The organism is Nostoc sp. DedQUE04, from assembly GCF_034530995.1.
In the GTDB taxonomy this organism is placed as follows: Bacteria; Cyanobacteriota; Cyanobacteriia; order Cyanobacteriales; family Nostocaceae; genus Nostoc.
On sequence record NZ_JAVRCA010000008.1, the window covers coordinates 75,852 to 102,022 of the forward strand.

The 26,171-nt window shown below is 42.6% G+C and carries 15 protein-coding genes; 4 read left to right on the forward strand and 11 right to left on the reverse strand.

Annotated elements, in window-relative coordinates; genetic code table 11:
- Positions 1-172 precede the first annotated feature (172 nt).
- From bchH to RM049_RS07875, 3 genes are all read right to left on the reverse strand, one after another.
- Positions 173-3,898 (reverse strand): magnesium chelatase subunit H, encoded by a 3,726-nt coding sequence (gene bchH / locus RM049_RS07865; protein WP_322703784.1) that lies wholly within the window; start codon positions 3,896-3,898, stop codon positions 173-175.
- A gap of 296 nt (positions 3,899-4,194) precedes the next feature.
- Positions 4,195-4,800, reverse strand: coding sequence for a hypothetical protein (locus RM049_RS07870; protein ID WP_322700786.1), 606 nt, complete (start codon positions 4,798-4,800; stop codon positions 4,195-4,197).
- Positions 4,801-4,814: 14 nt separating this feature from the next.
- Positions 4,815-5,969, reverse strand: coding sequence for an L-histidine N(alpha)-methyltransferase (locus tag RM049_RS07875; protein ID WP_322703785.1), 1,155 nt, complete (start codon positions 5,967-5,969; stop codon positions 4,815-4,817).
- Between the two features lie 562 nt (positions 5,970-6,531).
- Here RM049_RS07875 and RM049_RS07880 point away from each other — a divergent pair.
- The gene (locus tag RM049_RS07880) at positions 6,532-7,473 is read left to right on the forward strand and encodes an N-acetylmuramoyl-L-alanine amidase (protein WP_322703786.1); all 942 of its coding nucleotides are present in this window, start codon (positions 6,532-6,534) and stop codon (positions 7,471-7,473) included.
- Positions 7,474-7,793: 320 nt separating this feature from the next.
- On the opposite strand, the gene RM049_RS07885 is transcribed toward RM049_RS07880, so the two are convergent.
- The 3 genes from RM049_RS07885 to RM049_RS07895 form a co-directional block, all read right to left on the reverse strand.
- The gene (locus RM049_RS07885; protein WP_322703787.1) at positions 7,794-9,377 is read right to left on the reverse strand and encodes a mechanosensitive ion channel family protein; all 1,584 of its coding nucleotides are present in this window, start codon (positions 9,375-9,377) and stop codon (positions 7,794-7,796) included.
- A 467-nt stretch (positions 9,378-9,844) separates the two neighbouring features.
- The gene (locus RM049_RS07890; RefSeq protein WP_322703788.1) at positions 9,845-12,067 is read right to left on the reverse strand and encodes an EAL domain-containing protein; all 2,223 of its coding nucleotides are present in this window, start codon (positions 12,065-12,067) and stop codon (positions 9,845-9,847) included.
- A gap of 442 nt (positions 12,068-12,509) precedes the next feature.
- Complete coding sequence (locus tag RM049_RS07895) at positions 12,510-16,820, reverse strand: ATP-binding protein (protein ID WP_322703789.1); 4,311 nt, start codon at positions 16,818-16,820, stop codon at positions 12,510-12,512.
- Positions 16,821-16,975: 155 nt separating this feature from the next.
- Here RM049_RS07895 and RM049_RS07900 point away from each other — a divergent pair, with 155 nt between their 5' ends.
- Positions 16,976-17,167 (forward strand): hypothetical protein, encoded by a 192-nt coding sequence (locus tag RM049_RS07900; RefSeq protein ID WP_322703790.1) that lies wholly within the window; start codon positions 16,976-16,978, stop codon positions 17,165-17,167.
- A gap of 235 nt (positions 17,168-17,402) precedes the next feature.
- Here the strand turns inward: RM049_RS07900 and RM049_RS07905 are convergent, their stop codons facing one another.
- The 5 genes from RM049_RS07905 to RM049_RS07925 all read right to left on the reverse strand — a co-directional run bounded on the left by RM049_RS07905 (position 17,403) and on the right by RM049_RS07925 (position 24,178).
- Positions 17,403-19,736: an EF-hand domain-containing protein gene (locus tag RM049_RS07905; RefSeq protein ID WP_322703791.1), complete on the reverse strand. Its 2,334-nt coding sequence runs from the start codon at positions 19,734-19,736 to the stop codon at positions 17,403-17,405.
- A gap of 82 nt (positions 19,737-19,818) precedes the next feature.
- The gene (locus tag RM049_RS07910) at positions 19,819-20,022 is read right to left on the reverse strand and encodes a hypothetical protein (protein ID WP_322703792.1); all 204 of its coding nucleotides are present in this window, start codon (positions 20,020-20,022) and stop codon (positions 19,819-19,821) included.
- A gap of 764 nt (positions 20,023-20,786) precedes the next feature.
- The gene (gene rtcA, locus RM049_RS07915; protein WP_322690600.1) at positions 20,787-21,836 is read right to left on the reverse strand and encodes an RNA 3'-terminal phosphate cyclase; all 1,050 of its coding nucleotides are present in this window, start codon (positions 21,834-21,836) and stop codon (positions 20,787-20,789) included.
- Between the two features lie 145 nt (positions 21,837-21,981).
- Positions 21,982-23,328, reverse strand: a complete 1,347-nt coding sequence (locus tag RM049_RS07920; protein ID WP_322703793.1) for an FAD-binding oxidoreductase — start codon at positions 23,326-23,328, stop codon at positions 21,982-21,984.
- 187 nt (positions 23,329-23,515) lie between these two features.
- Positions 23,516-24,178: a GIY-YIG nuclease family protein gene (locus tag RM049_RS07925; RefSeq protein WP_322685184.1), complete on the reverse strand. Its 663-nt coding sequence runs from the start codon at positions 24,176-24,178 to the stop codon at positions 23,516-23,518.
- A 169-nt stretch (positions 24,179-24,347) separates the two neighbouring features.
- Here RM049_RS07925 and RM049_RS07930 point away from each other — a divergent pair, with 169 nt between their 5' ends.
- Both RM049_RS07930 and RM049_RS07935 read left to right on the forward strand, forming a co-directional pair.
- Positions 24,348-25,274: a sugar ABC transporter permease gene (locus tag RM049_RS07930; RefSeq protein WP_322703794.1), complete on the forward strand. Its 927-nt coding sequence runs from the start codon at positions 24,348-24,350 to the stop codon at positions 25,272-25,274.
- Positions 25,275-25,339: 65 nt separating this feature from the next.
- A complete protein-coding gene (locus RM049_RS07935; protein WP_322703795.1) occupies positions 25,340-26,167 on the forward strand; it encodes an Rpn family recombination-promoting nuclease/putative transposase in 828 nt (275 codons plus the stop codon).
- Positions 26,168-26,171: the final 4 nt, after the last annotated feature.

A 26,171-nucleotide genomic window follows, 5' to 3' on the forward strand; every position in this document is an offset into this window, starting at 1 on the left:
TATACATGAAGTAATCTTAGCTGCAAAGGTTTAAATTTTCACAGCTTCAAGCGTAATAGCGTAGACGTAGCCCGTCGTAGACATCGCTTTCAATACGGTTCGGTTAAGTGAAGACGCGATAAATCGCCGTCTCTACAATAATTTTTATTTGAACTTTTAACGCATCTACCTTCTAAACTGTCACACCTTCCAACTCTTCATCCGTTAACTCATACAACTGGCGCAATTTATCTAACTTATCATCATCAGCTTCCCAGAAACCCCGCCCATGCGCCTCCAACATTCTCCCTAAAATATTGCGAAAAGCTTCAGGATTCGCCTTCCGTAACTTCTCTGCCATCTCTGCATCTAATGCATAAGTATCTGCCGCTTGGTCATAAACCCAATCATCGCTAAAATCGGCAGTACCACCCCAACCAATCAACGCCGTCATCCGTTGAGAAATTTCAAACGCACCACCAGAACCTTGATTCGCCATCGCTTGCGCCCATTTGGGATTTACCAACTTGGTGCGATACTCCATTCTGAGCAAATCATCTAACTTGCGCGGTGTGGTATCCTTCGAGAAACTTTCTACAAAGCTGGTTGTCACCTTCTTACCGCCTTGTTTTTCTGCTGCCTTTTTCAAACCGCCGGTATTAGCGTAATATTCTTGAATATCAGTTAAACCATATTCTACCGAATCGATTTCTTGAACAATGCGATCGCTAGTTTTTAACAAGGTATTCAAAACTTCCGGTCTAGCTTGACCTTTATCTTCTCTCCCGTAGCTAAACACATTGCGACTTTGCCAAGTATTGCCTAACTCCTCGCCAGATTCCCAGTTACCATCCACAACTCTATCGTTTACCAAAGAACCAAAATCACCTGCCGGATTAGAAAACAATCTCGCCGAGGCATTTTCCACACCTTGGGCTTTTAAAGCTAAAGCGTGTTTCCTGATAAAATTGCGATCGTCCGCTTCATCAGCATCAGCCGCCCGTTGAAATAAATCATCCAGCAATTCGATAATATTTACAAAACTATCTCGGAAAATTCCAGACAAATTACCCAACACATCAATGCGGGGATGTCCAACCTCCGCCAACGGCTTTAATTCATAACGAACAATTCTACCAGTTCCTTCTTTAACAGGTTCAGCCCCCACCAATTCCAACAGAATCCCTAAAGATTCACCCTTAGTTTTAATCGCATCCAATCCCCATAACATCACCGCTACCGTTTCTGGATATTTCCCATGTTCATCCAAATGCTGGGCGATAATTTTTTGAGCAATTTCTCGTCCCCGTTCATACGCCGCAGGCGAAGGCATCCGATAAGGATCTAAAGCATGAATATTTCTCCCCGTCGGTAAAACACCAGCCCCATCCCGTAACAAATCCCCACCAGGCGCAGGCGGAATATACTCCCCATTCAACCCCCTTAACAAATTCGTTAACTCATCCGTAGATTGCATCAACAAATCTTTTATTAGTTTTTCCTCTTCTTCTCTTTCTTCATTTTTTCCTTCCTCTTCCCCAAAATATGCCTCTAAATAAGAAGCCAATTCCTCTTCATTTGGTGCTTCCCCCAAAGTATGCAGCCCAGAAGAAAACAATCGATTTTCTAAAACTTGCAAATATTCATACAACTCCACCAAATAATCATCAAAAGCATGATTGCTAAACATCCGCACATTTTCAGGAGTAAACGCAAGTCCCAACTTTTTCGCATCCGCAAACGGACAATCTGCATCCAATCCAGAGTCCACAATTTTTTTACAAATCCCTTCCTTCAAAACATAATTCTTTTGCGGATCTTCCCGATACTCTGCAATCAAATCGCGCAATGCTACCAATTCCTTATACAAACCTGCACGTCCATAAGGCGGTACATTATGAGAAATCAATACACCATAACCGCGACGTTTTGCCAACATCGATTCAGACGGATTATTCGCCGCATATATATATAGATTAGGCAAATTTCCTAACAAAATATCTGACCAAGAATAACCCGTATTACCTAACGGAGAACCAGGCAACCATTCCACCGTCCCATGCATTCCAAAGTGAACTAAAGCATCAGCTTGAAACTCATTTTGCAACCATTTATAATAAGCGGCATATTGGGGATGTGGCGTTAAATCTCGTTCAAACATTAAACGCATCGGGTCGCCTTGTATACCCAAAGGTGGTTGTACACCTATCCACACATTTCCTAATTGCACACCGCCAATCTGGAATTCTTCACCATAAGTTTTAATACCAGTTCCCGTGAGAGATTTCCATTGTTTTTCGATGCGGGAAGTTTGCAGATATCCCAACCATTTTTCTAGAGTGCGAATATTGACACTGTTTGTGGGGTGGGCATCTTTCTCTAGGGGCGGGCAAGATGCCCACCCCACAAGAGGATTAGCTTCATCCGCCTCTTTCACCCAGCGAATCAATTCTTCGCCATCTTCTGGTAAATCTCCCACGGTGTAACCTTGTTCTTTGAGTGCGTGGAGAAACTTCAGCAAACTACGCGGCACATTTAATAATGCAGCTGTACCCACAGCACCATAACCTGGTGGGAAGCCATATAATATAATGGCAATTTTGCGTTCCGATGCAGGTTTTTGCCGCAAAGCCACCCAAGTTTTTACCCTACCAATTAATCGCTCCACCCGTTCGGGAACCAGATAAATATTTTCACCCACCAAACCACCAAGGGGAACGGTATCAATAGCGCCATCTAATTCTGGTAATGCGTACAATACGACACTTTGCAATCCGCCGATACCTTGACGCGTCCACGAGGAAATATCTTGAATTAATAGTGGTGCAGCAACAATATAAGGTACATTCTTGGCAGTGAGGATGCGTTTTGCTACTTCTATTTGACGGCCAGCTTCCATTGAACCAGCCGGGCCACCCACGAGAGGAAAGCCAATTGTGGAAACGATCGCATCCACTTTTACTGCTTCACTTGATAGTGAGGGAGTTTCTACATTACCTAGTTGTCGTTGCTGAATTTCATAGTCGGTTGTCATTAAATCTCGTACCGCCACATGTCCTTCTACGCCGTTGATGAAGATGGGCAAAGGAGTTAAGCCGGCTTTTTCAAAACTGCGAATCAGTTGGGGAATGTATGGTTGTTTGGTGATGACGTGTTTTCGGTAGAGGAGAATTCCAACAACTGGTTTTGTAGAGACGCGATTCATCGCGTCTATTGGGAAGACGCGATGAATCGCGTCTCTACAATGGGTTTTATACCATTCCAAATACTCGCGGGGCGATTCAAAAAACCCTGGATAATCGGGGTGGAGTAATCCGATGTTGGGGGTTTCAATTAGCGGGGGAATGTCGCCGACTTTTAAATTTAAATATTTTTCTGCCAGTGTCCAAAATAATGAAGCGACGTTTTCCGGGCCGCCTGCATTCCAGTAACCATAGATAATTAACCAGTTGCGTAAGTCTTGGACTTTTTGCACCGGCACGTATTTCAGGAGTTTGGGGCCAATCTTTAAGAAGCTGATGTAACCAGCGAGTTTGTCTTCTTCTCGTCCGTTGCTAAATTTGTCGAGGATAAATTTAACTGGTTTGGGCATTCCTTTGGGTTTGTCGCCAATGGCAAAGTCACCCAGCTTGGTTAAACCTATCAATTCCAAGGCTGACTCGAAAACTAGGCGGATGGGAATTTGGGCAATGCGATCGCGCAACCACACAACTTGGTCATAATCAAATAGTAGGCTACCGAAAAACACATCAGCGCCATCGAGTGCTGTTTCTACCTCGGCGCGTTTGGTTGTAAGATCGCGATCGCTAAATACCCGAATATCCAACTCAGGACAGCGAGAGTTAGCCAAAAAGGCTGCTTTTCTGTACAAGTCAGCGTTGAATGATTCAAACCCAGCAACCAAGACGATGCGTTTCATGCCTGTAAGCTACGAAATATTTCTTTACTTAAATTTTAAACGTGCTTTCAGGCTGATTATTAAATATCTACCCACAGATTCCGGTTACCAACAGGGTGTTGGAGGTAGGGGGTAGGGTTGCAGGTTCGACAGCATTGGTCGGGGCTTGGAACCCCCACCAATGCCATCGTCTTGAAAAGACGGGGCTTGTGACCCCTGGGTTGTTGGGGCTGTATCTTCCCCCACACCCCACACCCCACACCCCACACCCCACACCCCACACCCCACACCCCACACCCCGCCCCAACGGGGCTTGGTCAGTAGTTCCTTGAAGGGATGAGGACTTCACTATCACTACTACCTTTAGGATATTTTGATTGCAAAAAAGTTGTAATATGTTGAGTCAAATTCAGTGCATCATTGAACTCTTTTGACTGCTGTAGCGCTTCGTATAGCAAACGAATTTCTTGTGCTGACAAGTTTGTAAATGTACGCAACTCGGTAATATCTAATCTCCGGTTAAACTCATTGGCAGTATGTCGCCATTGATGTATGAGCGAAAATAACTCTCTATCTTGACGTTCTGCAAACACATTAGATGCGATCGCTGTTTCCGTCACTGATATAATTAATCGCGGAAAAACTATCGGTCGTCCTGGTCTATGTGAGTTTGGATTAAATCGTTCGTCAGATAAAATTACGTCATTCGATCTGCACTCATTCAGTAAGGCACGCAGAAATTCTATCCTCTTTTCGTTAGCTGATGCCCATCGTTCGCCAAAAATCCCGGTAATTGTGGCTAATAATCCCAGACCTGTTAGTATTGGTTCCAAATTTTTTTCATCTTTAGTCCACCAGACGGCAGCTAAAATAAATCCCAGAAGTAGAGGGAAAAACGTGATAAAACTCACTAGGTTTTTCATACTCATATCCCATCTTACCTTTTAGACCATATATCATTTGCTACAGAAGGATTCTTGTTAATTCCTGAAGAGTCAGGGGCAATTAAGATTAAATCCATGCCAAATCCATTTTTTAAACGCGGTTCCAATACTGTGTGTAGCCTATCAACAAGCACCAGGTTGCAGTCTGATATAGTTTTTTGGATGCCATTAGAAGCATATTTCCGAGTCAGATATAAACGAATCGTATCTTGGTCTTCAAAATTCATTACTGAGCGATCGGGTAACATTACTTCAATTTTGTTTTCAGTTAGATTGCGATACAGGATTTTTATTAAAATTCCTCTATCAGCTTCTACAGTACCTTCAAAAAACACACTATTTAAGTCGATATGTAAATCAGTATTTTGCAGCAACGCGCTGGTGACAAACTCTTTAAACGATTTAGTTTTTGCGTATTCTTTGGCTGCATTTTGTGCCGCTTCTTCGCTTAATTCTTCGGTGGTAGCTACTTCTAGGAGTAGTCTATCTTCAGGTCGCATTAGTTTAGAAATAGTTTGCAAAAGTTCTGTGTCTTGTTGAAAATTAGCTAATGTGTTCCCCAGGAGCGAAAATAGCACAGGACTGTTATTGATAACTCTATCTAGTAGTTTTCGTAATTCGTCAACATTTCTCTCAATTGAGAAGTCAACTTGAATTGGCAATACATGGCTACCTTGCAATTGCGATCCTCTCGTTGCTTGTTGCACACCTAGTCTTAACATTTCCGAACTCATATCAACTGGAAAGTAGAGGAGATCGGGATTTACGTTGAACAATAAACTTAAAATGTGTTGGTCTTTCTCACCGGTGCCGACACCTAAACTTACATAATGATATTGCCGATCTTTGATATTATTGAAATGAATTTGATGCCATCGATATCTAAAAGATTCTATACTCTCTTTCATTACAAGATAGAAGCGATCGTTGCAAGCACGATCCCAGGCGATGGTTGGGCCGATTCCCCAATAGGAAAAACCAGATAAAATCTCTTTTCCATCGCCTGTTGCAGAAAATTCCCCTCTCAATTCTTGCGTGAGTTCTGCAAGTTTGCTAGATTGATCTTCCCCTATGAAACAAAGAGTCCACCCTAAGCCGGGTTCATTGATGGAATTCTCCAGTAGCTTCACAAAATTTAAAGATCCCATGTTGAGCCTCGTTTCTTGAGCAGTTTATTTGATAAATCTCGCACAGGTGTGTCTAGAAGCGCTCGCGTATTCATTAATACTGTAAAGCATTATGTGTTAAGCTGCTCAGGGTTAACAAGAAGCCAAGGGTAGAGTCTGTCAAGGGTTTACGGCCTTATAAACCCAGGTTCACATCAGGGGGTGCGTTCGGTTTCGGGATTTGGGCATCTTAACTAAGTACTTTTGTCATGGCTTTCCAGTTTTACAAAGCGTTATTATCTAAATAATGGAGGCAATTACTAGATTTCAATTTATTGCAAAATTTTACTGGTTATTCTCGATATTGATAATTTATAATAGTTGTGTTTTTGGTTACAATATAGCTTGTAATTAATGGATTTTACCAAATCAAAGTTACTGCTCAGGTTCGCACAAAAACTTATTTGGTTTAATAGCATAGTCATGCTGAAAATAATGCAGCCATTGCTAACAAGTATTTTCACAAAGTTATTAACAAAACTTTGTCTATATAATTAGAAGAGTTTTGAATTAGTGTAAAAACAATTAACTTGAGGATGAAATAATGAAATTCGGAATCGATAGCGGGCACAATTGTCCACCAGATACAGGAGCTAGAGGGATTAAAATCGAGGATAATTTAACTTTAGATGTCGGTAATAGAGTTATAACCAAATTAAGAGCTTTAGGAAATGAAGTCGTAGTATGTAAACCAAGTAGTGCTAGTACAGTACGTGAATCACTCTCAAAAAGATGTTCTACAGCTAATGCGAGTAAAGTAGATATTTACGTCTCGATTCATTTTAACTCTTTTAACGGGCAAGCTAACGGCACAGAAGTATTTGCAACTAGCGATACAGGTAGAAAAATCGCTAAACCTGTATTAGATGAAATCATCAAGTTAGGATTTTTTAATCGTGGCGTTAAGAGTGGTTCCCACTTGTTTGTTCTGAAAAATACAGATATGCCTGCTATCTTGATAGAATGTTGCTTCCTCGATTCGCAAAAAGATATAAATCTTTTTAATCCTGAAGCAATGGCTAATGCAATTGTCAAAGGCTTAACTGGTAAAGTGCCAAGTGCCCCTGTTAACCCTGTACCAGATGAAGAAGATAATGTAGATACCACGATTCTCAGACTCCAAAAAGCCTTAAATCGACTAAAAATAACTGATAAAAATGGTAAAACATTAGTGGAAGATGGCTTCACAGGGGCTAACACCAAATCTGCTGTAGAAAAATTTCAGACTATTGTTGGGGTTCAGTCAACTGGAATTGCTAATGAAGCTACATGGAGTGCCATAAATCAAATTTTGGCAAAACGAATACTTAGACCAAATCATGCTGGTAATGCAGTTGTCAAATACTTGCAATACCGTTTAGGTGTTGAGAATGATGGCGTCTACGGGCCGCAAACAGAGGTTGTAGTTAAAAACTTTCAAAAGCAAAATGGTTTAGATGCTGATGGAATTATCGGCCCTGCTAGTTGGCAGAAATTAATTGGTTAGACTGATGGGGACTAGAGACTAGAGACTGGGGTAGTAGTGCTGAGTAAAGAAGTTGGGAATCTAACATCTTTACTCAGAACTGAGAACGGGTTAAACGCCGCGTTACAGCTAACAAAACTTTTTTGCCTAATCAATAAATGAAGAAGCTAATTTTAGCAAATTACAACCATATTTTGTTCATAACATCTTTGGCAAGTACACAAACTGCCAAAGCATTTAAGATAGCATTGATATTGCTTAAAGGCAGTGAGCTAAAATAATTAAAAGAAATAACCAGAGCGTAGGAAATCACCTATTCTGCTGACAAGAATCTGTTCAACTTAACCTTCGGCACTTTCAGCGCGCACGGGAATTATAATTCCTTCCTGTTGCAGTGCATTCGTAAAAATCTTCCGAAGAACGCGCTGAATCTGAAGATGTTTTCCTGGCTTTACTTTCGTCAATGTTCGTAGCAACAAGTTAGACTCTCCCAAACTTTCGACTCCATCCACCTGTGTGCTTTCTAGTACATCTGGATCTTCTGCTTTTAACTGCTGTCCTACCTCCTCAATTACTTTGTATACGTGCGCTAAGTTGGAATCATAAGGCACGCCAACTTCTACTACTGCAAAGATATACTGTTTGGAGTAATTAGTAATTGAGCCAATATCGCCATTGCGAATAATCTGCAATTGACCATTAGGATGTCTGACACGAGTGGTTCTGAGTTCAATCGCCTCGACAATACCTTCGACAACTTTCTCTTCGGCTTTTCCAGCTTCAATATAGTCACCTACTAAGTAGTAGTTTTCAAATAGAATAAAGAAGCCGCAGACAATATCATTAATTAGTGTTTGTGCCCCTAACCCCACAGCGATGCCGACAATACCAGCACCCGCAAGTATGGGAGTTGGATCGATACTCAGGGCATAGAGAATGAAAACTGTAGCACCAAAGTAAATTAAGTATTGTAAGAAACTACGAAACAGAGGAACGAGCGTCAGGCGTCTACTTCTTTGAATATCAGTTAGATTCTGCTCTTTGAACAGCACCTCTTCAATAAGTAAGTAAACTACCTCAAACAACACGCGACTAATGAAGATGATACCGATTATCTTGATAATTCGCGGGCCAAAAGTTGCGACATTGGCAATTAACTGCACCTGTTGAATCACCAATGTTGCCATGCAGACATAAATCACAAATTCCAAGCAGCGCTTTAAAAAGGGTATTAAGTGTCGGAGGCGATCGTAGAATCTGAGCAGGTTATCAGGATTGGAGTATCTGATGCTGAGAGCATCTAGACTATCAACGATCGCAGCGGCTGCTTTGAGTATAAGCAAGCCAACGGCAATGATTAGATAGATTCGCAGGGCGATGTACAAATATTCCGAAACCGTAGTTGGTAATTTGAGAAACTGGGCACACAAGATGACAGCCCAAAGCCAGATTCCACCACTGATTCTGTCATACAAAGCGTTAAAGAAAGCATCAATACTTTCATCGTCAGCAGTATTTTTTTCTAAGTTCTTGGCGCGAGTGCTGGCTACCTTCAGCCAATATTTGAGAAATTTCAGAGCGATCGCCGCTAAAATCAAAGTGCCAATACTCTGAGCTATGCCAATTCCTAGTGTCACCCAAAATCCTGATGGGATACGCTCAATCAACAAGAGTGTGTATTGCTGAAGGTTTTCGCCCCGATAAACTAGATAACCATTAGCACCCACAATCAAAATGCACGACACCACGCAAACAAATAACAATAACCCTGTGATATTTCGGCGGAGGGTTTTGATACTTCTATTGTCGTTTTTAGGTATAAAGGTTTTAGTAAATAGCTTGAATAATTTGCTGAAAACCCAGTTCAGTAATAAAAAAACAAAGATTATCAGGCTGACTTCAGCCAAAATAATTAATACATTCATATATGAACAGAAAACTGAATCAGTTTAACAGTTGTATATCAAAATCTCTTGAGATCGTCAAAGTTTTTTTATACATAGATGATTATTATTTCATATAATCACAACTTGTCAAGCCATTAACATTTTATTCACACGTTTACTTTTCGTCTTATCTTCACCAACTCAACGTAAGTGAGAATAAATCGAAGTAAATTAAGTAATGTAAAAAATCTGGAGATTATTTTTTAGTGACGGCTTCAGCCTTCATTTGCTCTCACTACAAACTTTGCATTATTGATGCCGCTTTCCTTAAGCGATGCTGATAGATGATTACCCCTGAATTTATCCAATCGAGAAAAGATTTTTGTTCCATTTAAATTCAGAAAAAGTCATTTCAGCAACGGCTAGCTGTGAAAAAGATTTACTGGCACTGTCAGGGGGAAATAACGATTCTTGCAACGAAAGCTGGTAGACGGGATGAAAGAGGATTATTTAGCATCAGCATTCTTACAATCCATCTGCACGACACAATTTCTCCCTTGTGCTTTTGCCTGGTAAAGTCCTTGGTCAGCAGCAGCAATTAAGGTTGCAGGAGATAGTTGGCTATGAGGAGTGATGGTTGCCACACCAAGACTTAGAGTAATGAATTTACTGACCTGAGAACGGGGATGAGGCATTTGTAATGCACTAACATTGATCTGAATATCTTTTGCAACTGCAATGGCCCCTTCAATATCAGTATTCGGCAAAATAACTGCAAATTCTTCTCCGCCATAACGAGCCACTAAATCAGCGGGGTGTTTAACTGTCTGAGAGATTGCCTTAGCAACCTGTCTAAGTGCATCATCTCCTGCCAAATGTCCATGCGTATCGTTGTAAAGCTTAAAGTAATCGACATCACACAAAATCAAAGATAGCGAACCTTGTTCTCGTCCCAACCATTGCCACTGCGTATTTAACGTGTCATCAAAGCAGCGGCGATTTGCCACTTGGGTTAGACCATCAGAACAGGCAAGGCGCTGTAATTCTTGGTTTGCTTGTTGTAATTGGTGGTAAAGTTCTGATTGCTGAATAGCGATCGCAGCTTGACCTGCTAACTGGTTAAACAAGTTAATCTCCGATTGCTGCCATTGTCTCGGATGACGGCATTGGTGAGCAATCAATAGTCCCCACAAACGCCCTTGCTGTAAAATTGGTACGACAAGGTTTGCCCGGATTTGCAGACTTCTAAGGAGGTCAACATGGCACGGTGATAATCCCGCAGTTTCAATGTTTTCGATCGCTCTGGTATTACCTTGTTGATAGTAAGCTGCACGCGTGGATTGAAAGCAGGTATCCATGACGTGAAATCCCAAAATCGACATACACCCTTCTGCTAAGGATTCTACAGCGACTAATCCACTCCAGTCTGGCTTAAACTGATACATCACCACTCGATCTACCTCAAACAGTTGTCGCACTTCGGCTACCGTGATTTGCAAAATCTCGTCTAACTCCAACGATTGTCGAATGCGCTGCGTTACAGCCGCAACAATTCGCTCAGACTCACTTTGGTGTTGGACACGCTGCTCAACCTGCTGAGAATGTGCCGATGCTACAGTTAATGATGCGATTTGCTCAAAGAAAGGGGTTGTAGTGACAGGCGCTGCACTGGGTTTAGCAATCAAATAGCCTTGAGCAAAATTTGCACCTCGTTCTCGCAGCCAGTTCAGTTCTTCAATGCACTCAATCCCTTCAGCAACAGTTTGAATATTTAACTTTTGAGTAATCTCTAAAAGCTTCTCGGTAATCGAAGCTTTGTAAAGGTCTTGATGCACATCTCGAATTAACTCCATGTCCAGCTTGATAAAATCTGGACGTAACTGATGCAGCAAGTTTAGGCTGGAATAACCAGAACCAAGATCGTCAAGAGCGATTAAAAACCCAGCATTCCGGTAGTATTGAAGCACTGCCTTGAGGTGAGCTAAATCTTGAGGATTGTCTGACTCCACGACTTCAAAAACAACGCGATCGTGGGGAATTCTGGCAGTATCAATGGCCTCTACCGTACTACGTAGGCAAAAAGCTGGGTCATAAAGTGACGTTGGTGCAAAATTGATGAAAATGTGCCCATTTACTTGATGGCGGCTGAATTGAGTGATTGTGCTCAGACGAGCAACTTGGTCGAGTTGTGGTAGAAGTCCGGCTTCAGTTGCTAACTCCAGAATAGATGTCGGTAGTACTAAATTGCCTTCTTCATCTAGACCGCGCAAGAGCGATTCATATCCAAAAATTTGCGATGTATCGTTAATTGAAACAATTGGTTGAAAGTAACTGGTGAATCGTTCTGTTGCCAGCATTTCAACCAGCCAGTCGGATTGGTTTAACTTAATGAAGCGTTGTAATGAGGCTATGTCACTAAAATCATGGAGTTGAGGTTGGAAAGTGCCTTGCATGAAAAGCACTTGCGTCTCTTTTAATTCTCTCGGTGCAAGTAGTTTGGCCAGGTTACGGGCAATTTCTAGAGACTGTCCGGGTCTACACTCCAAACTCAAACCTGGTCGCTCGTGCATCAGTTCATACTTAAGGGAAAACTGCTGTAGGTAGGAGGTGACTTTTATCAGGGTATGTGAAACGGGGAACCAGAGAAAGAGCTTACCTGCTTCCTTAGTCCGGCAGCGTGCAATATTGCGACAAGCACAGGTTTTGGAGATAGGACATATTTGGCTCATAGCTAAATAATTTGCTCAATCCGATTTATTCTATTATTCCCATTATTTTTACTGTAAAAGATAAACTACACTTCAAATACATGAAGATTTGATGAGTTAAGTAAACTGCATAATTTAGCTGAGTAAGTGACTTTGCGACACATACCAAAATTTATACTCGAAGCCCAAGTAATTGCCGAGGTATTTTGTACAATCAAGCAACAAAAAGAGGAGTTATATTAACAATTTAAGTTACAAAGTAAAAGTAAAGTTAGCCAAATTAGTGACAGCGTTTAGCTAGATTAATTCAGAGTAAATATATCTTTTTGAAGAATGAATAGACCTCAATAAATAACAAAATATTTAAAACAAGTTAATAAATTAAGCCATGAATCAAAGAGCTTTCATCCTAAATCCCTCTCCCAATGTTGGGAGAGAGACTTTGAAATTGGCTCCACTATACTTAGACATGCCCACTTCTACCAATTAGAATTGCAATTTCCTTGATTAATTCCTCTGGTTCGACGGGTTTAGACAGATGCTTTTGAAACCCTGATTCAAGTGCTTGTTGCTGATTGATTTCTCCAGCATAAGCAGTTAAAGCGATCGCCGGAATTTGTTTGGCTTGATTTGCCTGCAATGCTTTAACTTGGCGCATTAGCATATAGCCATCCATCTCTGGCATCCCAATATCACTGAGCAGCATATCTGGTTCTGACTCTGCCAAAATTTGTAATGCTTCTTTTGCTGATGTCACTGCTGTCACCATTGCTCCAGCCTGTTCTAGTACAAATGTGTGAAAGTCACGGGTATCATCGTCATCATCTACAACTAAGATTTGGCTGCCTGCCAGGATTTCAGTTGGAGGAGAAGGATTTAGTGCAGCAATATCTATGTTTGGTTTTGGGGTTAAATCTTTTTTAATTAGTGGTAGCCAGACTCGGAAAATAGCTCCTTGCCCCTCACCTAAACTTTCTGCTTGAATCGTGCCGCCATGTAATTCGGTCAAATGACGCACAATTGCTAACCCTAACCCCAATCCACCAAATTTTCGGGTTGTCGTGCCATCAGCCTGACGAAAATATTCAAACACATAAGGTAGAAACTCAGGGCTGATTCCCTTACCTGTGTCGCTGACGGTAATCTGAGCTTCAGCGTCAACGTACTCTAGTTGAATATCAATTTTTCCTCCTTCAGGAGTGAATTTAACGGCATTCGATAAGAGATTCCAAATAACTTGTTGTAAACGACCGGAATCACCCAAAACTTGCCCGAAAGAAGCATCCAGCATCGTCTGAATTTGAATATTTTTGGCTTCTGCTGCCAAACGGACTGTTTCCAATCCCGCTTCAATCACCAGTACTAGGTTGACAGGTAACATCTTCAGGTTGAGCTTGCCTTGTAAGATTCGAGAGACATCAAGCAAATCTTCAATTAGTTGAGCTTGTAATTGAGCATTCCGCTCGATAGTTGCGATCGCTTTCTTTATGGCTGCTGTGTCAAACTCACGAGTCTGCAAGAGTCTCGCCCAACCAAGAATCGGATTCAGAGGCGATCGCAATTCATGGGAAAGTACCGCCAGAAACTCATCTTTTATCCGGTTGGCTCTTTCGGCTTCAGTTCTGGCAGTTTGCTCGAGTTTTAGGAGGCGATCGCGTTCGGCTTCTGCGACTTTGCGTTCGGTAATGTCAATCACTGAGCCGATGTAACCTTTAAACTCACCGTCCACTCCAAACCACGGATTCGCAGCATCGATGCAAGAGCGATATTTGCCATCTTTGCGCCGCAAGCGGTACTCCAAACGAAAAGCCGAATAACTGCTACTAGCTTCCAGAAAAACATTCCTGGTGTCATTGCTGTCTTCTGGATGCACAGCATTTAACCAGCCAAATCCCAAACCCATTTCCTCGCTCTGACCTGTAAAATCGTACCAGCTTTGACTGAGATAGGTGCAGTAGCTATTGGTGTCTGTCACCCAAACCATGAAGGGGGCATTATCAGCCATGTTGCGGAACTTTTCTTCGCTTTCCCGAAGTGCTTTTTCTGCTTGTTTGCGATCGCTAATTTCTGTAACAAAAATGCTGACTCCTTCTGCAAAGGGGTAGACGCGGTTTTCAAACCAGCGCTGCCAAGGCGCATAAAAGTATTCAAATTGAACAACGGTGTTTTCTGCCTTCGCCCGATGAACCTCAGTATCAAACTCGCTTTTAACCACATCGGGAAACACTTCCCAAACGATCTTACCTAGCAATTCTTCCTTGGGGATGCCAACAACATCTGCTACGCGATCGTTGACAAAGCTATAACGCCACTCTCGATCCAATACAAAGAACTGGTCTTGAATACCAGCGATAACAGTCTCTAGGTGTGCTTTGGCGACCTCAGCTTCAATTCGCAACCCTTGCTCGCGTTCCATTGCCTCTTGGCGGAGACGAGCCATTTTTAAGGCTGCCTCTACTCGCGCCAACAATTCACGGGCAGAGAAAGGTTTAATCAGATAATCATCGGCTCCTGCTTCTAACCCTTCCACCCGTGCCTCTTCCCCTGCCCGTGCCGACAACAGAATGATGGGAACTTTTTGCGTCAGCGGATCGGCTCGTAATGCTTGCAGCAGTCCAAAACCGTCTAATCCAGGCATCATCACATCTGTCAGTACCAAATCTGGGACACGTCCACGAGCCGAATCCAAAGCAGCTAAACCATCCGGCACTGATTCCACCTCATACTGCTGACTTAATAGCCGCTTAACATAATCGCGCATATCTGCGTTGTCATCCGCCAAGAGAATCCGAGCAGAGGGTGCAGAAGAGCAAAGGGGCAGGGGGGCAGGGGAGGCAGGGGAGGCAGGGGAGGCAGGGCAAGAATCTATATATATGTTGTAGTCTTCTTGAACTAGTTCTTCTCCCCCTGCTTCTCTTCTCCCCCTGCTTCCCCTGCTCTCTTCTTCCGGTAGCCACCGCAGGGCTTCTTCTAAATAAGGTGTTGCACCTAATGCAGTTGAAGCTAAAGTTCGCGGGGCACTAATTCGGTCTGGAGGCAAATGAGCATATCCTGTTGGAATTGACACAGTAAAGCAACTGCCTACTCCAAGAAGACTGGTAACATTAACTATTCCACCATGCATTTGCACCAATTCTTGCACCAGTGATAATCCAATCCCTGACCCTTCAAAAGTTCGTCCTTGCGCCCCTTTGACGCGGTGGAATCGTTCAAAAAGGTGGGTGATTTCTTCTGCTGGGATACCGATTCCTGTGTCTTTGACTGCAAACTCAACATGGTCATTTAACCACTGCAAACTGACCGCAATTTCTCCAGCCATCGTGAACTTGAAGGCATTCGAGAGTAGGTTAAGAACAATTTTTTCCCACATCTCTCGATCTACATACACTGGTGCTGGCAGAGCCGGACAATTAACTGATAACTGCATCCCTGCCCGTTCTACTGCGGAACGAAATACACTAGCTAGTTCTGCGGTAAAGGTGGCAAGGTTGGTGGGTTCATAAGAGGCTTGAACCCTTCCGGCTTCAATGCGTGAAAAATCTAGCAAGCTGTTGACCAGTTTCAGTAGCCGAAGTCCGTTGCGTTGCACCATTTCTAGCTGCTCTCGTTCTTTGGCTGGAAGCAGAGTAGCACAGGTGGCTAAGGTGTCTTCTAATGGCCCCAACATCAGAGTCAGTGGGGTACGGAACTCGTGGCTGACGTTGCTGAAAAAGACGGTTTTGGCGCGATCGATTTCTGCCAAGGCTTCAGCGCGTTTGCGTTCTTCCTCGTAAGCTTGGGCGTTAGCGATGCTGGCTGCAATTTGAGCCGCAACTAAATCAATGAATCCTTTATAATTGTCATCGAATAGCCTGAAGGGGTTCAAACCAGCGATTAATATACCAGCTTTTCCGCTTTGACCAGATGGGGCAATAGGTACTGCGATCGCTTGATGGGGCGATCGCTGCCAAACACCACAGGGTAGACTACTAAAAGACACTTCCAAATCGGAAATCAGTTTGGCTTGATGCGTTTTGCTCACTTCCGCAAAGGGCCAAACCCCATCAGCATCGAGAGCCACTGTTTCTGGAACTGCTACGTGGTTTTGCCCAATGCGGCACGTTCCAGCCAGAAAAACTTCCTGCTTATCGGGATCGACCAGATAAATCATTGCGAACGGGAGATCGTAAGGGTTGCTCTCCAGACAACTCGCACTTAGCGTACAGGCTTCATCGAATGTCCGTGCGTCTGCTGTCCTCGCCGCTAGTTCGCGCAAAAGTGCCAATTGACGCTCGCTGATAATCCGCTGCGTGTCCTCTGTGTTGGCGCAGATGATCCCACCTGTGTCGCCCTGGTCATTAGGAACCGGGCTATATGAAAAAGTATAATAGGTTTCCTCTGGGTAGCCATTGCGCTCCATAATTAGCAGTAGCGCTTCGTCGTAAGTACCCTCATTCTTTAGCATCGCTGATTCGGCGCGAGGCCCAACCTGATCCCATATTTCCCGCCACACGTATGAAGCTGGCTGCCCAAATGCTTCTGGATGTTTGCCGCCAATAATAGTTTTATAAGCGTCATTGTAAAGGTTAATCAGTTCTTCACCCCACCAAACAAACATGGGTTGACGGGAAGTTAGCATAATTCGCACGGCAGTCTTCAAACTCTGCGGCCACTGCTGTGTTGGGCCAAGGGACGTTTTTGACCAATCCTGTTCTCGCATCCTAGCCCCCATTTCACCTCCACCGATAAGGAAATTTACGTTGGCGTTGCTTGCTAACGTTGACTCGTTCTTCATTAATTCCTCTCGATTGGTCATGTACGGTTACAGGCTACATCGGTGGTTATCTTTTAGAAAAAATCCTCTATAAATTAGACTAGACCTTTACGCTTCTAAACACTTATTTTAGAGGATATTCAAAGGCATATACAGGGTGAGATACCAACTCTACTGTGACTTTTCAAAGCATTGAAATTGCCTTTTCGGGGCAAGCTTCTACTTTGGCTATTTTTATTGTCTCCTTTATATCATCGATATTTCAAGCTAGCTACCAAGGGCAATTCTCATTAGACAATGATGTTGCAACGGCGATCGCTAGCCACAAGCATTTGGCACGCTGTAGGTTATTTAATGGGTCGCGCTAAAATTCCCCTGCTGAGCAAACTTTGAAGGAGGGGAATTAAAGCATTCTAAGTTAAGACTACCCCTTTCAAGGTGACTGGAAAAATCTCTCTTTTTCTCTTTGTGCGCTCCGCGTCTGTGCAATTTAAAAGTAATTTATTTAACTACTCCAGACGGAGAAAACACAGAGTAAAAAATTAAAGAGGAATTTTTTGACCAAAATTTTTACCCACCTTGAAGGGCTAGTCCTATAAGTATTTAAATCGTTTCTGTAAACATACCGGTTCGGGCAAACTCTTCTTCTTCAGGGGTGAAGAGTGGAGCTTTATCCACAAGGCTAGGTTCAAAGTAGTATGTTTCTTGGAGAAATTGTCCGTTAATGACAGCTTCCTCTAAATCTTTGATGTGGTTCTGTGCAACTATACACGCTTCCTTGAGGTTATTCGCATCGCCCTTCTCCAGCAGCTTTGGCAATTCTGTTTTTACCCCTGTCAGCCGTGCCAATGGCTTCAGAATTCCATAGATGTTGTAGATGCGAGCAGTTTCTATGCTGGTGTATTTGAGTGCATTGGCTCTTGCTAACTCAGAGTCAAGGCTGGGCCAAAAACGGGTGGTGTAGAATGCTTTTTCATCCTTGTGATACCATTCTTCCGATCGCGCAATGGAAGAAGAAACGGTGTTATGCAGTTTCCAGAAGAATAAGCGCAGGGAAGAACCATCTACGACGGTGGACAATTTTGCCTCCAATGATACCTCAAAGTCAGTCAGCTTGGGGTCGCGCCCAAGTATTAGGTATTCTACAGGATACATATCCACTTCCTTATTTTGGACAACGTACATATTCAGGTGGTGTCGGCAGTAAGGACAGGGGTACATTGTGGCAAACAGTTGGAAGAAATCTTTGAAGATTGCGATTGCGGCTTTTTGCTGTACATCGGTCTTGGTAGACACAATCTCAGCTGTAGTATGGAAGAAGCGCCACACTGCCGGGCCAATGTAGTAGGGGAAGCTGACTCGCATTTGGGAATCCTTCACCTCAGTCCGATCTAGATAGACATCAATGAATGCTACATACTGCGATAGCGCTCCTGATTCTCGCCCAAATTCTAAGCGTTCGCGGCGTTTCTGGACTCCATTCAGGTAGTGATGCGTTAACCGCCATGCTTGTTTGAGGATCAATTTCTGTTTGGGAGTGCAACGGGGAAAATTTTCGGCAACATCCGCCCCGTAGCGGTTAAATTCTCCTGAGTTTTTTGTACACTGATACCATTCATCCAAAGCCACTTCGTCGGGTACGGTGTTACTTTGGATATCTGCTGTGGTAGAAATACTAAACGCTGCCAACAATTTTGGCATAAAGTCCTCATACCAGTATGCTACTGGCATGATTGCACCATCTATTTCCTCAGTTGCTTGGGAGAGAATGACGCGGTTCCACTTGTGCAAATAGTCTTTTGGATTTGCCTGAGATTTAGTTGGTGGTGGAGCCATTTCTTCATTCAGTTCTATTCCCCTGAGACGATTGAGTTCGTTAATGGCCAGCACACCTTCGACGATATCACCCAAGCTGAGACTTTTCTTTTTGATCGTAATTGCAAACTCGACTCCGGCAGCAAACTTTTCTTTGACATTGGCAAATTTACTCCGCGCTTCTAAAATCGCTTGCTGTTCTGCCAACATTTCTGGTGTCTTTGCCACTGTTTGCCAGTTCTTAATCCGCTCCTGCAATCGGGCGTATTCATCAGCAATTGATTTCACCACTGCATCTAGAACGGGGTAGCAATCTTCGGATACTATACCTAATGCTTTGTACAGTGCGATCGCTTGTTTGACAAACTCCACAAAATCAGTAATTCTGTATGGCAAGTTTTTCACCCGCAAGTGAGTTTCGTGATTTGCAGAGAAACTCTCACGGAAGCTGCGGTAGGCTGCTCCTTGAATCAAACGAAACAAACCTATCTGCATTTGTAAGGGAGACGTACCGCTTTTTTTCTGATTCGTTGAGTTTGGTTGTTGCGCTAACTGTTCTCTTAGCTGTGCCAACTCTGGAGTTGTTGCTTCTGGCGTCGCCTGGGTGCTAGCTGCTGCGGCTTCATTGGAAGTAGCCACTGTCTTGAGCGAACTGTTCAGGGAAATCGGTGAGTCTTGATAACCAGTTTTGCTTGACTCCTCCGGTACTAGCTGACAGAATTCCTCAAAGTCAATTGAGCCATCGCCATCATGATCTACTTCCTGCAACATTTCTTTCAACTCAGCGTCTGTCAGCCCAAACTGAGTCATCACTGTCCGCAGTTCAACGGCAGTAATTTCACCGCTACCGTCTTCATCAAAGGCGCTGAAAGCTAACTTCAGGCGACTTTGGCGATCGCCTACTTTCGCAATCATCAGCGTTTTAAATTCTTCAAAATCGATAGTGCCTGATAAGTCAACGTCAATCTCCTTAATCAAGTCACGCAGCCCCGCTTCTGTGGGATTTTGCCCTAGCGATCGCATTACCTCCCCTAGTTCCTCGGTTGAGATCGCGCCGTTGCCGTCTACGTCTAATACTTTGAAAGCTTGCCACAATTTTTCTATTTCTTGTTCATCAATCATGGTTTTGTTCCAATTCTATATCTGTCACTAATAAATTTATTACCATGTTTTATAACAGCTACTTCAATGGTGTTTAATTATATTAAGTAAGTAGGTTCGGCGCTTGGCAGATTGTTAGTCGTGAAGATGATGCCACATATCGTCCAGAAAGTTCAAACATTCGTCCAGAAAGTTCAAACATTCGTCCAGAAAGTTCAAACATTCGTCCAGAAAGTTCAAACATTTGTCCAGAAAGTTCAAACATTCGTCCAGAAAGTTCAAACATTCGTCCACAAAGTTCAAACATTCATCCAAGAGCATAATTTACTAGATGCAAGAGTCTCATACCCGATTGGGCATAACCACAGTCAACAAAAAATATCTCTGTATTTAGTGCCCCATACCCCATGCCCAATTCCCAGTCCCTTGTATTTGCGATCGCAAACTGACTTAACTTAAATATATACCTTTAGTAGAGGTAAATTCAAAGGCTATATTCGATATTTAATTAAATAGTAAATATTAAGAACAACTAAACTCAGTTTTAACTCTACTTGCGATCGCCTTGTAAATTTGTCATTTGCTTATTCTTACAACAAATCTGGCTTTACAGGATTGATTGCAAATGTCCTAGAGTGAGTATCAAAAGTTCTCTGTTTTTACTTATATAAGCTCCTTTGCCTCATTTCAGCTATTAGAAATGAGGCATTTCCTATGTTGCTATACACCCACGCATAATTTTGTCAACGGGAATATAGGCCAATACGGTTCAGTTAAGCAAATTTATCTGTTAAGGCAGGGGGAGAGAAAAAGCTTAACTGAACTGTATTGGAATATAGGCAAAGTGTTATAGGACTCATATTTGATTTTTGAAAAAAACTCAGTACACCTTTATTCCTTCTTCCCAGTCCCCAGTCCCTAGTCCCTACGATTAATTCAGAAATCAAATCGAATTGCTATAGTATTGCAAGGTATTTTGCTTAACCTAGTATATTGACTTATCTCTAAACTTGAATGTGGCATTGATACTACAAAAATTAAGACTCTTAAGAAAGTGTTTAGTCTTTAATCTTATTCACTAATTACAGGACTCACGGACACGATTTTCTCAGCTTCATTTACTCTAATCTCCGCCAGCCCAAACTGTTCAATAACTGCTGCATTTGTCGTCAAATGCCTACTTACTTCAGCCACTCGATAGTGACTTTCTTGTGAAGCTAAAGCAGCCGGCAATAATAACTGATCTGCTAAATGTTCATCCACCGGTGCGCCGGTGTAATGAAACTCAAGCAGTTGCTGACAAGCAATCTCTGCAACTGTTTCCGCCGACAACCGCAAACGCCCAAATCCACCAAAGCCAGTTAAGCTATTCTGATACTCAGCAGTTAAAAAAATACCCGCCCCAGGTGCCACACCTCTTTCTCGTAAAGTCTGTACAGTAACCTTTAAATGAGCTTCCCGTAACAAATTCTCCGCACGATTAGCCATCCGTTGCGGAATATGGGAAGGCAATTCCGTCACCACTGCTAGTCCTCGCACCTGTTGTAAATCGCCCCGTTCCAGCAAGTCGATCCCACCGAGTTTACCACCGCCATCCACCTGTAACTCTACCTCTCCGCCACCTTGGGGATACCACCCCCAAGCGCCTAACTTGACTTGGGCTTCTACACCCATGCGTTGCAGTATGGGCAGATAAACTTGCTCAATATACGTCGCTGTCGGGCTAAAATTCACATGAGTTCCACCCTTTAGTGTCACCAGGGAATTACCAGATGCTAGTGCCAAAGGTAAGAGAATTGTTTGAAGAACTAAAGCGATCGCACCCGCAGAACCACCTTGTTGTGCTTTACTAACATCAAAGGTATAAATTCCAGCTTGCACAGCACTACCTGGGATGAATTCCAGCAGCATTGAACCCAAAGCATCACCCCGTAGTTGGGCATTACAAATTCTCGCCGCCGCCCGAACTGCTGTTAAGTGTTGTGCTGCTAATCCTGGCTTTTTGCGTCCAGCGCGAATGCCTGTAATTCGTATGGGTTCGCCGGTAATGGCGGCTAGGCTTAAGGAAGTGCGAAGAACTTGTCCGCCTCCCTCTCCGTAGGAACCGTCAATTTCAATCATGGGCGATTATTGGAATGTTGGATTTTGGGTTATCCCCACGGCTGTTAAAATCAAACCACAAATTATAAACGCCCAACAGCTAGCTTTTTGGAAGTAGGTTACACAAATATACAGAGAAATTTCTGATATGTGTTTCTGTAATTTGCTAATTTTGAGTATGGAATTGAATAACCTTGCTTTTACCGGGGTTCATCAACCCATAAGGATCGACTATTTCTTTAAATTTTAACTGCTCAGGATCGATAAATTTTCTGCCGCCGTCTTCAATAATATACGTATGAGGATTGGCAATACTTACACCCTGTTCTTCGTGATAGCGGATAATTTCATTGAGGCGTTCTTCTGTGGTGTAGCGCACAAGTTGCAATGCACCAGGAACTACGACACCATTCACCCGAAAAAATTCTAAATGCATCATTACCTCATCGCCAAAGTAATTATACATCTGCTCTACTACTTGCAAACTGCAATCATTAGGAAAGAGACTTTGTAAGTATGTAATCCCAGTATCTACACTCCGGGCAAGTAAGGTAGTGTGGTTCCAGGAAAATTCCCCTAAATGTGTACCTTTAGCTGCTTCCTCAGCTGGTTTTTGATATGTAATTTGTCCGCCGTATTGCTGCACCAAAGCCGGTAAGAATTCCAAACTCGGTTCAGAAATTATTAAGAATACTGAGTGACTTCCTTCAGGAATATACTCTTGTAGTGCGTGAAAATATTGGGAAATTGGGGATGCAAAGACAGAAATTAACTTCTTAATCATGCCATCAGCATTACCAATTGCCTGACCAAACTTTGCTGCTGTCATAAAGTCATCAAAGGTGACAATGACTTCTGCCCAAGGATAAGCTGGCCCTAAAGGAATTTCGACTTCAGTGATGATGCCATTAATTCCCCAAGCATGATTTACCTTTTGGACATCATCGCCGCGTAATGCGATCGCACGGGGTTCATCTTCTACAGTTATCACTCGCAATGCTAAGATATTACCGCGATCGGCTAACATACCATATTGGATCGAGCCAATACCGCCACTTCCTCCAGCAATAAATCCGCCAATTGTGGCAGTGCGGTACGTAGAGGGAGCCATACGAATTTCCCAGCCAATTTCTCGTGTTTTTTTATCCAAAGCTGCCAACTTCACCCCAGCTTCCACCCGCGCCACTCCCGGTTTTACCCAAAGAATCTCTTGCAGCCGCGTCATATCCAAAATTACGCCACCGTGCAACGGTACACATTGCCCATAATTCCCAGTTCCCGCGCCTCGCACAGTTACAGGTATACGATGTTTTGCACAGGCGGCTGCAACTTTTAAAACCTCTGCTTCATTAGCGGGACGCACTACGATATCCCCAACTTTTCCCTCTAATTTCGACACTAACACAGGGCTAAAAGTGTGATAATCCTGGGATAATTTTGCGACTTGAGTAGAGTCAGTAATAGTTTCTATACCTTCTAGAGAATTAATCAGAGCATCTAATTTTGTCGTCATATATATCCTTTTTTAACGCAGAGGAACGCAAAGGTTTACGCAAAGGAACGCAAAGAATTCACTCCTCTGCGAACCTTTGCGCTTCCCTCAGCGCCCCTTTGCGTTTTAAAATCTTAACTCTCATCTTTCACAAAACTTTCATGCCACTAACTCAAAAAGTCAGATAGCGCACTCAAGCAGACAAAAATCAATACTTAGTTTCCTGTGTCTGTGCGTCAATAATTACACTCCAGTCATCGTTTTTCACAGCAGCTTCAAGTTGACGTTGACGTTCGGCTTCACTCGCATCTATTGTTTCTAACTCTTTAGAAAGGGTTGTATCAGCCATTGCTTTCCGCAGTTTTAGCTTTTTCTCTTCGTAGGCTTGAAGTTGGGCTTCTGACATTACCGCCTTAGTCGCTTCACCTACCGTACTAGCCCACATTCTGCAATCAGTTGCATTACCAGGTGGCGTACTTTCAAGTTCTGCTATCCACGCATCTCGCAAATCTTCCATTTCTTGACGCTTGGGAAACTTGAATGCTTGCACGCGTACAAAAGCACACTTTTGCTTGCCATTTTGGCGAAGATGGCCGTTTAGGGAAAGCAACACATTCCGAGAATAGCCAATGTACTGCGTGTGACGTTCTGCATCTAATACAGCGTAAACTCCGGCAATTTTAGCGTTCTGAGCAGCTACACTCCAAGCCTCAAAGCCAATGATTTCAGTACCATTGTTTGCCAGTTCAGGAGTTATACTCACCTCAATGGCGGCGTGTTCGTTGTCAGAACTATACAAAAAATCATGCAGCCCACGGTGGTTTATGGGGACATTTTGATGTTCAATTGGCGGATTGTGCTGAATTTCCATTGCAATTGATCTCCAAGTTATTAATTAGTGATGTCTACGACGAACTTCTCTACGAGAGGCTACGCCAATACTTACACAAGCAAATAATGCCCTTAAAATATTGAAGCTTAAATCTACTCACATCTCCAAATTCTTGTTTTGACAAAGCAAAAACAACTATTAAATTCTTATGAATCAATTGATACCTAAAAATTGGATGTTCATTAAACAGCGGCTTACCCCTTATTTGTTCTTACTACCCGCCTTAGTTCTTTTAGGCTTAACTGTCTTTTGGCCTGCATTGCAAGCCTTTTACCTGAGCTTTACCAGTTATGAAGACATTGCCCAGCCGCCACAATGGATAGGTTTCGCCAACTTTCTCAAGCTTTGGAAGGATGCAGTTTTTTGGAAAACTTTGGAAAACACTTTTTTATATCTTGTAGGTGTAGTACCAATTTTAGTAATCGCTCCCTTAGTACTGGCAATTTTGGTAAATCAGAAACTGCGGGGAATGAATTGGTTTAGAGCAGCGTACTACACTCCAGTGGTAATTTCAATGGTGGTTGCGGGAATAGCTTGGAAATGGCTGTATGCAGAAAACGGATTACTGAATCAGTTATTTAAAGCCTTAGGTCTTTTTCCAGAAGGTATTCCTTGGTTAACTAGCCCAGCAAAAATTCTTGGCATTGTACCAATTTCTCTTGCCAGCGTCATGGCTGTCACCGTATGGAAAGGATTAGGCTACTACATGGTGATTTATTTAGCGGGGTTGCAATCAATTCCTGCTGATGTATACGAAGCCGCAGCCATTGATGGCTCTGATGGTATTAGCAAACATTGGGATATTACCATACCTTTAATGAAGCCATATTTAGCCTTAGTGGCAGTAATTTCGGCTATTTCTGCGACCAAAGTGTTTGAAGAAGTCTACATTATGACTCAAGGAGGCCCACTCAGTAGCTCAAAAACGATTGTTTACTATTTATATGAGCAAGCTTTCAATAACTTGGAAATTAGCTATGCTTGCACGATTGGTTTAGTGCTATTTTTGATAATTTTAGGATTATCAATTTTGCGATTAGCTATTGATCGGCAAGGTGATAATATCACAATTTAATAAATTTAGAAAAATCATCTTCCCTCAGCCCCGATAATCTGAAAATATTCAAATATCGAGAGTGCATGAAAACAGACACGATTTTTTACACCTTATTCCAAACTCTTCCAGGTGTCTTATTTGAACTTTTGGAACAATCGCAAGCTTTAGCATTACACTACCAATTTACCTCAGTAGAAATTAAAGAACTAGCACGTCGCATCGATGGCTTATTCTTACCCAAACCTGACTACCCAGAAGACACAATCTATTTTGTTGAGGTACAGTTTCAGCGCGATGATGATATTTACTGGCGAATAATCACAGAAGCTTTCCTCTATATCAATCAATATAAACCTCAACGTCGCTGGCAAGCAGTATTACTTTTTGCTCAATGTAATCTCGATCCAGGTATACCATTCATTTATCAAACATCATTAGCTCCACAGCAAATTCGTATAATTTATTTAGACGAATTAGATAATGTACCATCATCTTCGATTGGGCTAGGCATAATTAAGTTAGTAGTTGCAGCCGAAGATCGAGCCGTACAGCAAGCGAAAAATTTGATAAAACAAGTACAACAAACGGATGAAGTTAACCGTAGCAATCTTTTAGAATTAGTAGAGAGAATGCTTATCTACAAATTTGTAAACAAAAGTCAGCAGGAGTTAGAAGCGATGTTTGGATTAACCGACTGGAGACAAACTAAATTTTATCAGGAAGTAAAGGAAGAAACAAAGCAGGAAGTAAAAGAAGAGGTTCGCAAAGAAACAAAACTCGATACTATACCCCGTCTACTTAAGTTGGGTTTAAGTATAGAGCAAATTGCTGAAGCATTAGAATTGGATGTTAAACAGGTACGACAAGCTATTGAGAAGCAAGGAGAAGAGGGAACAGGAAGTAATTCGTAATTGA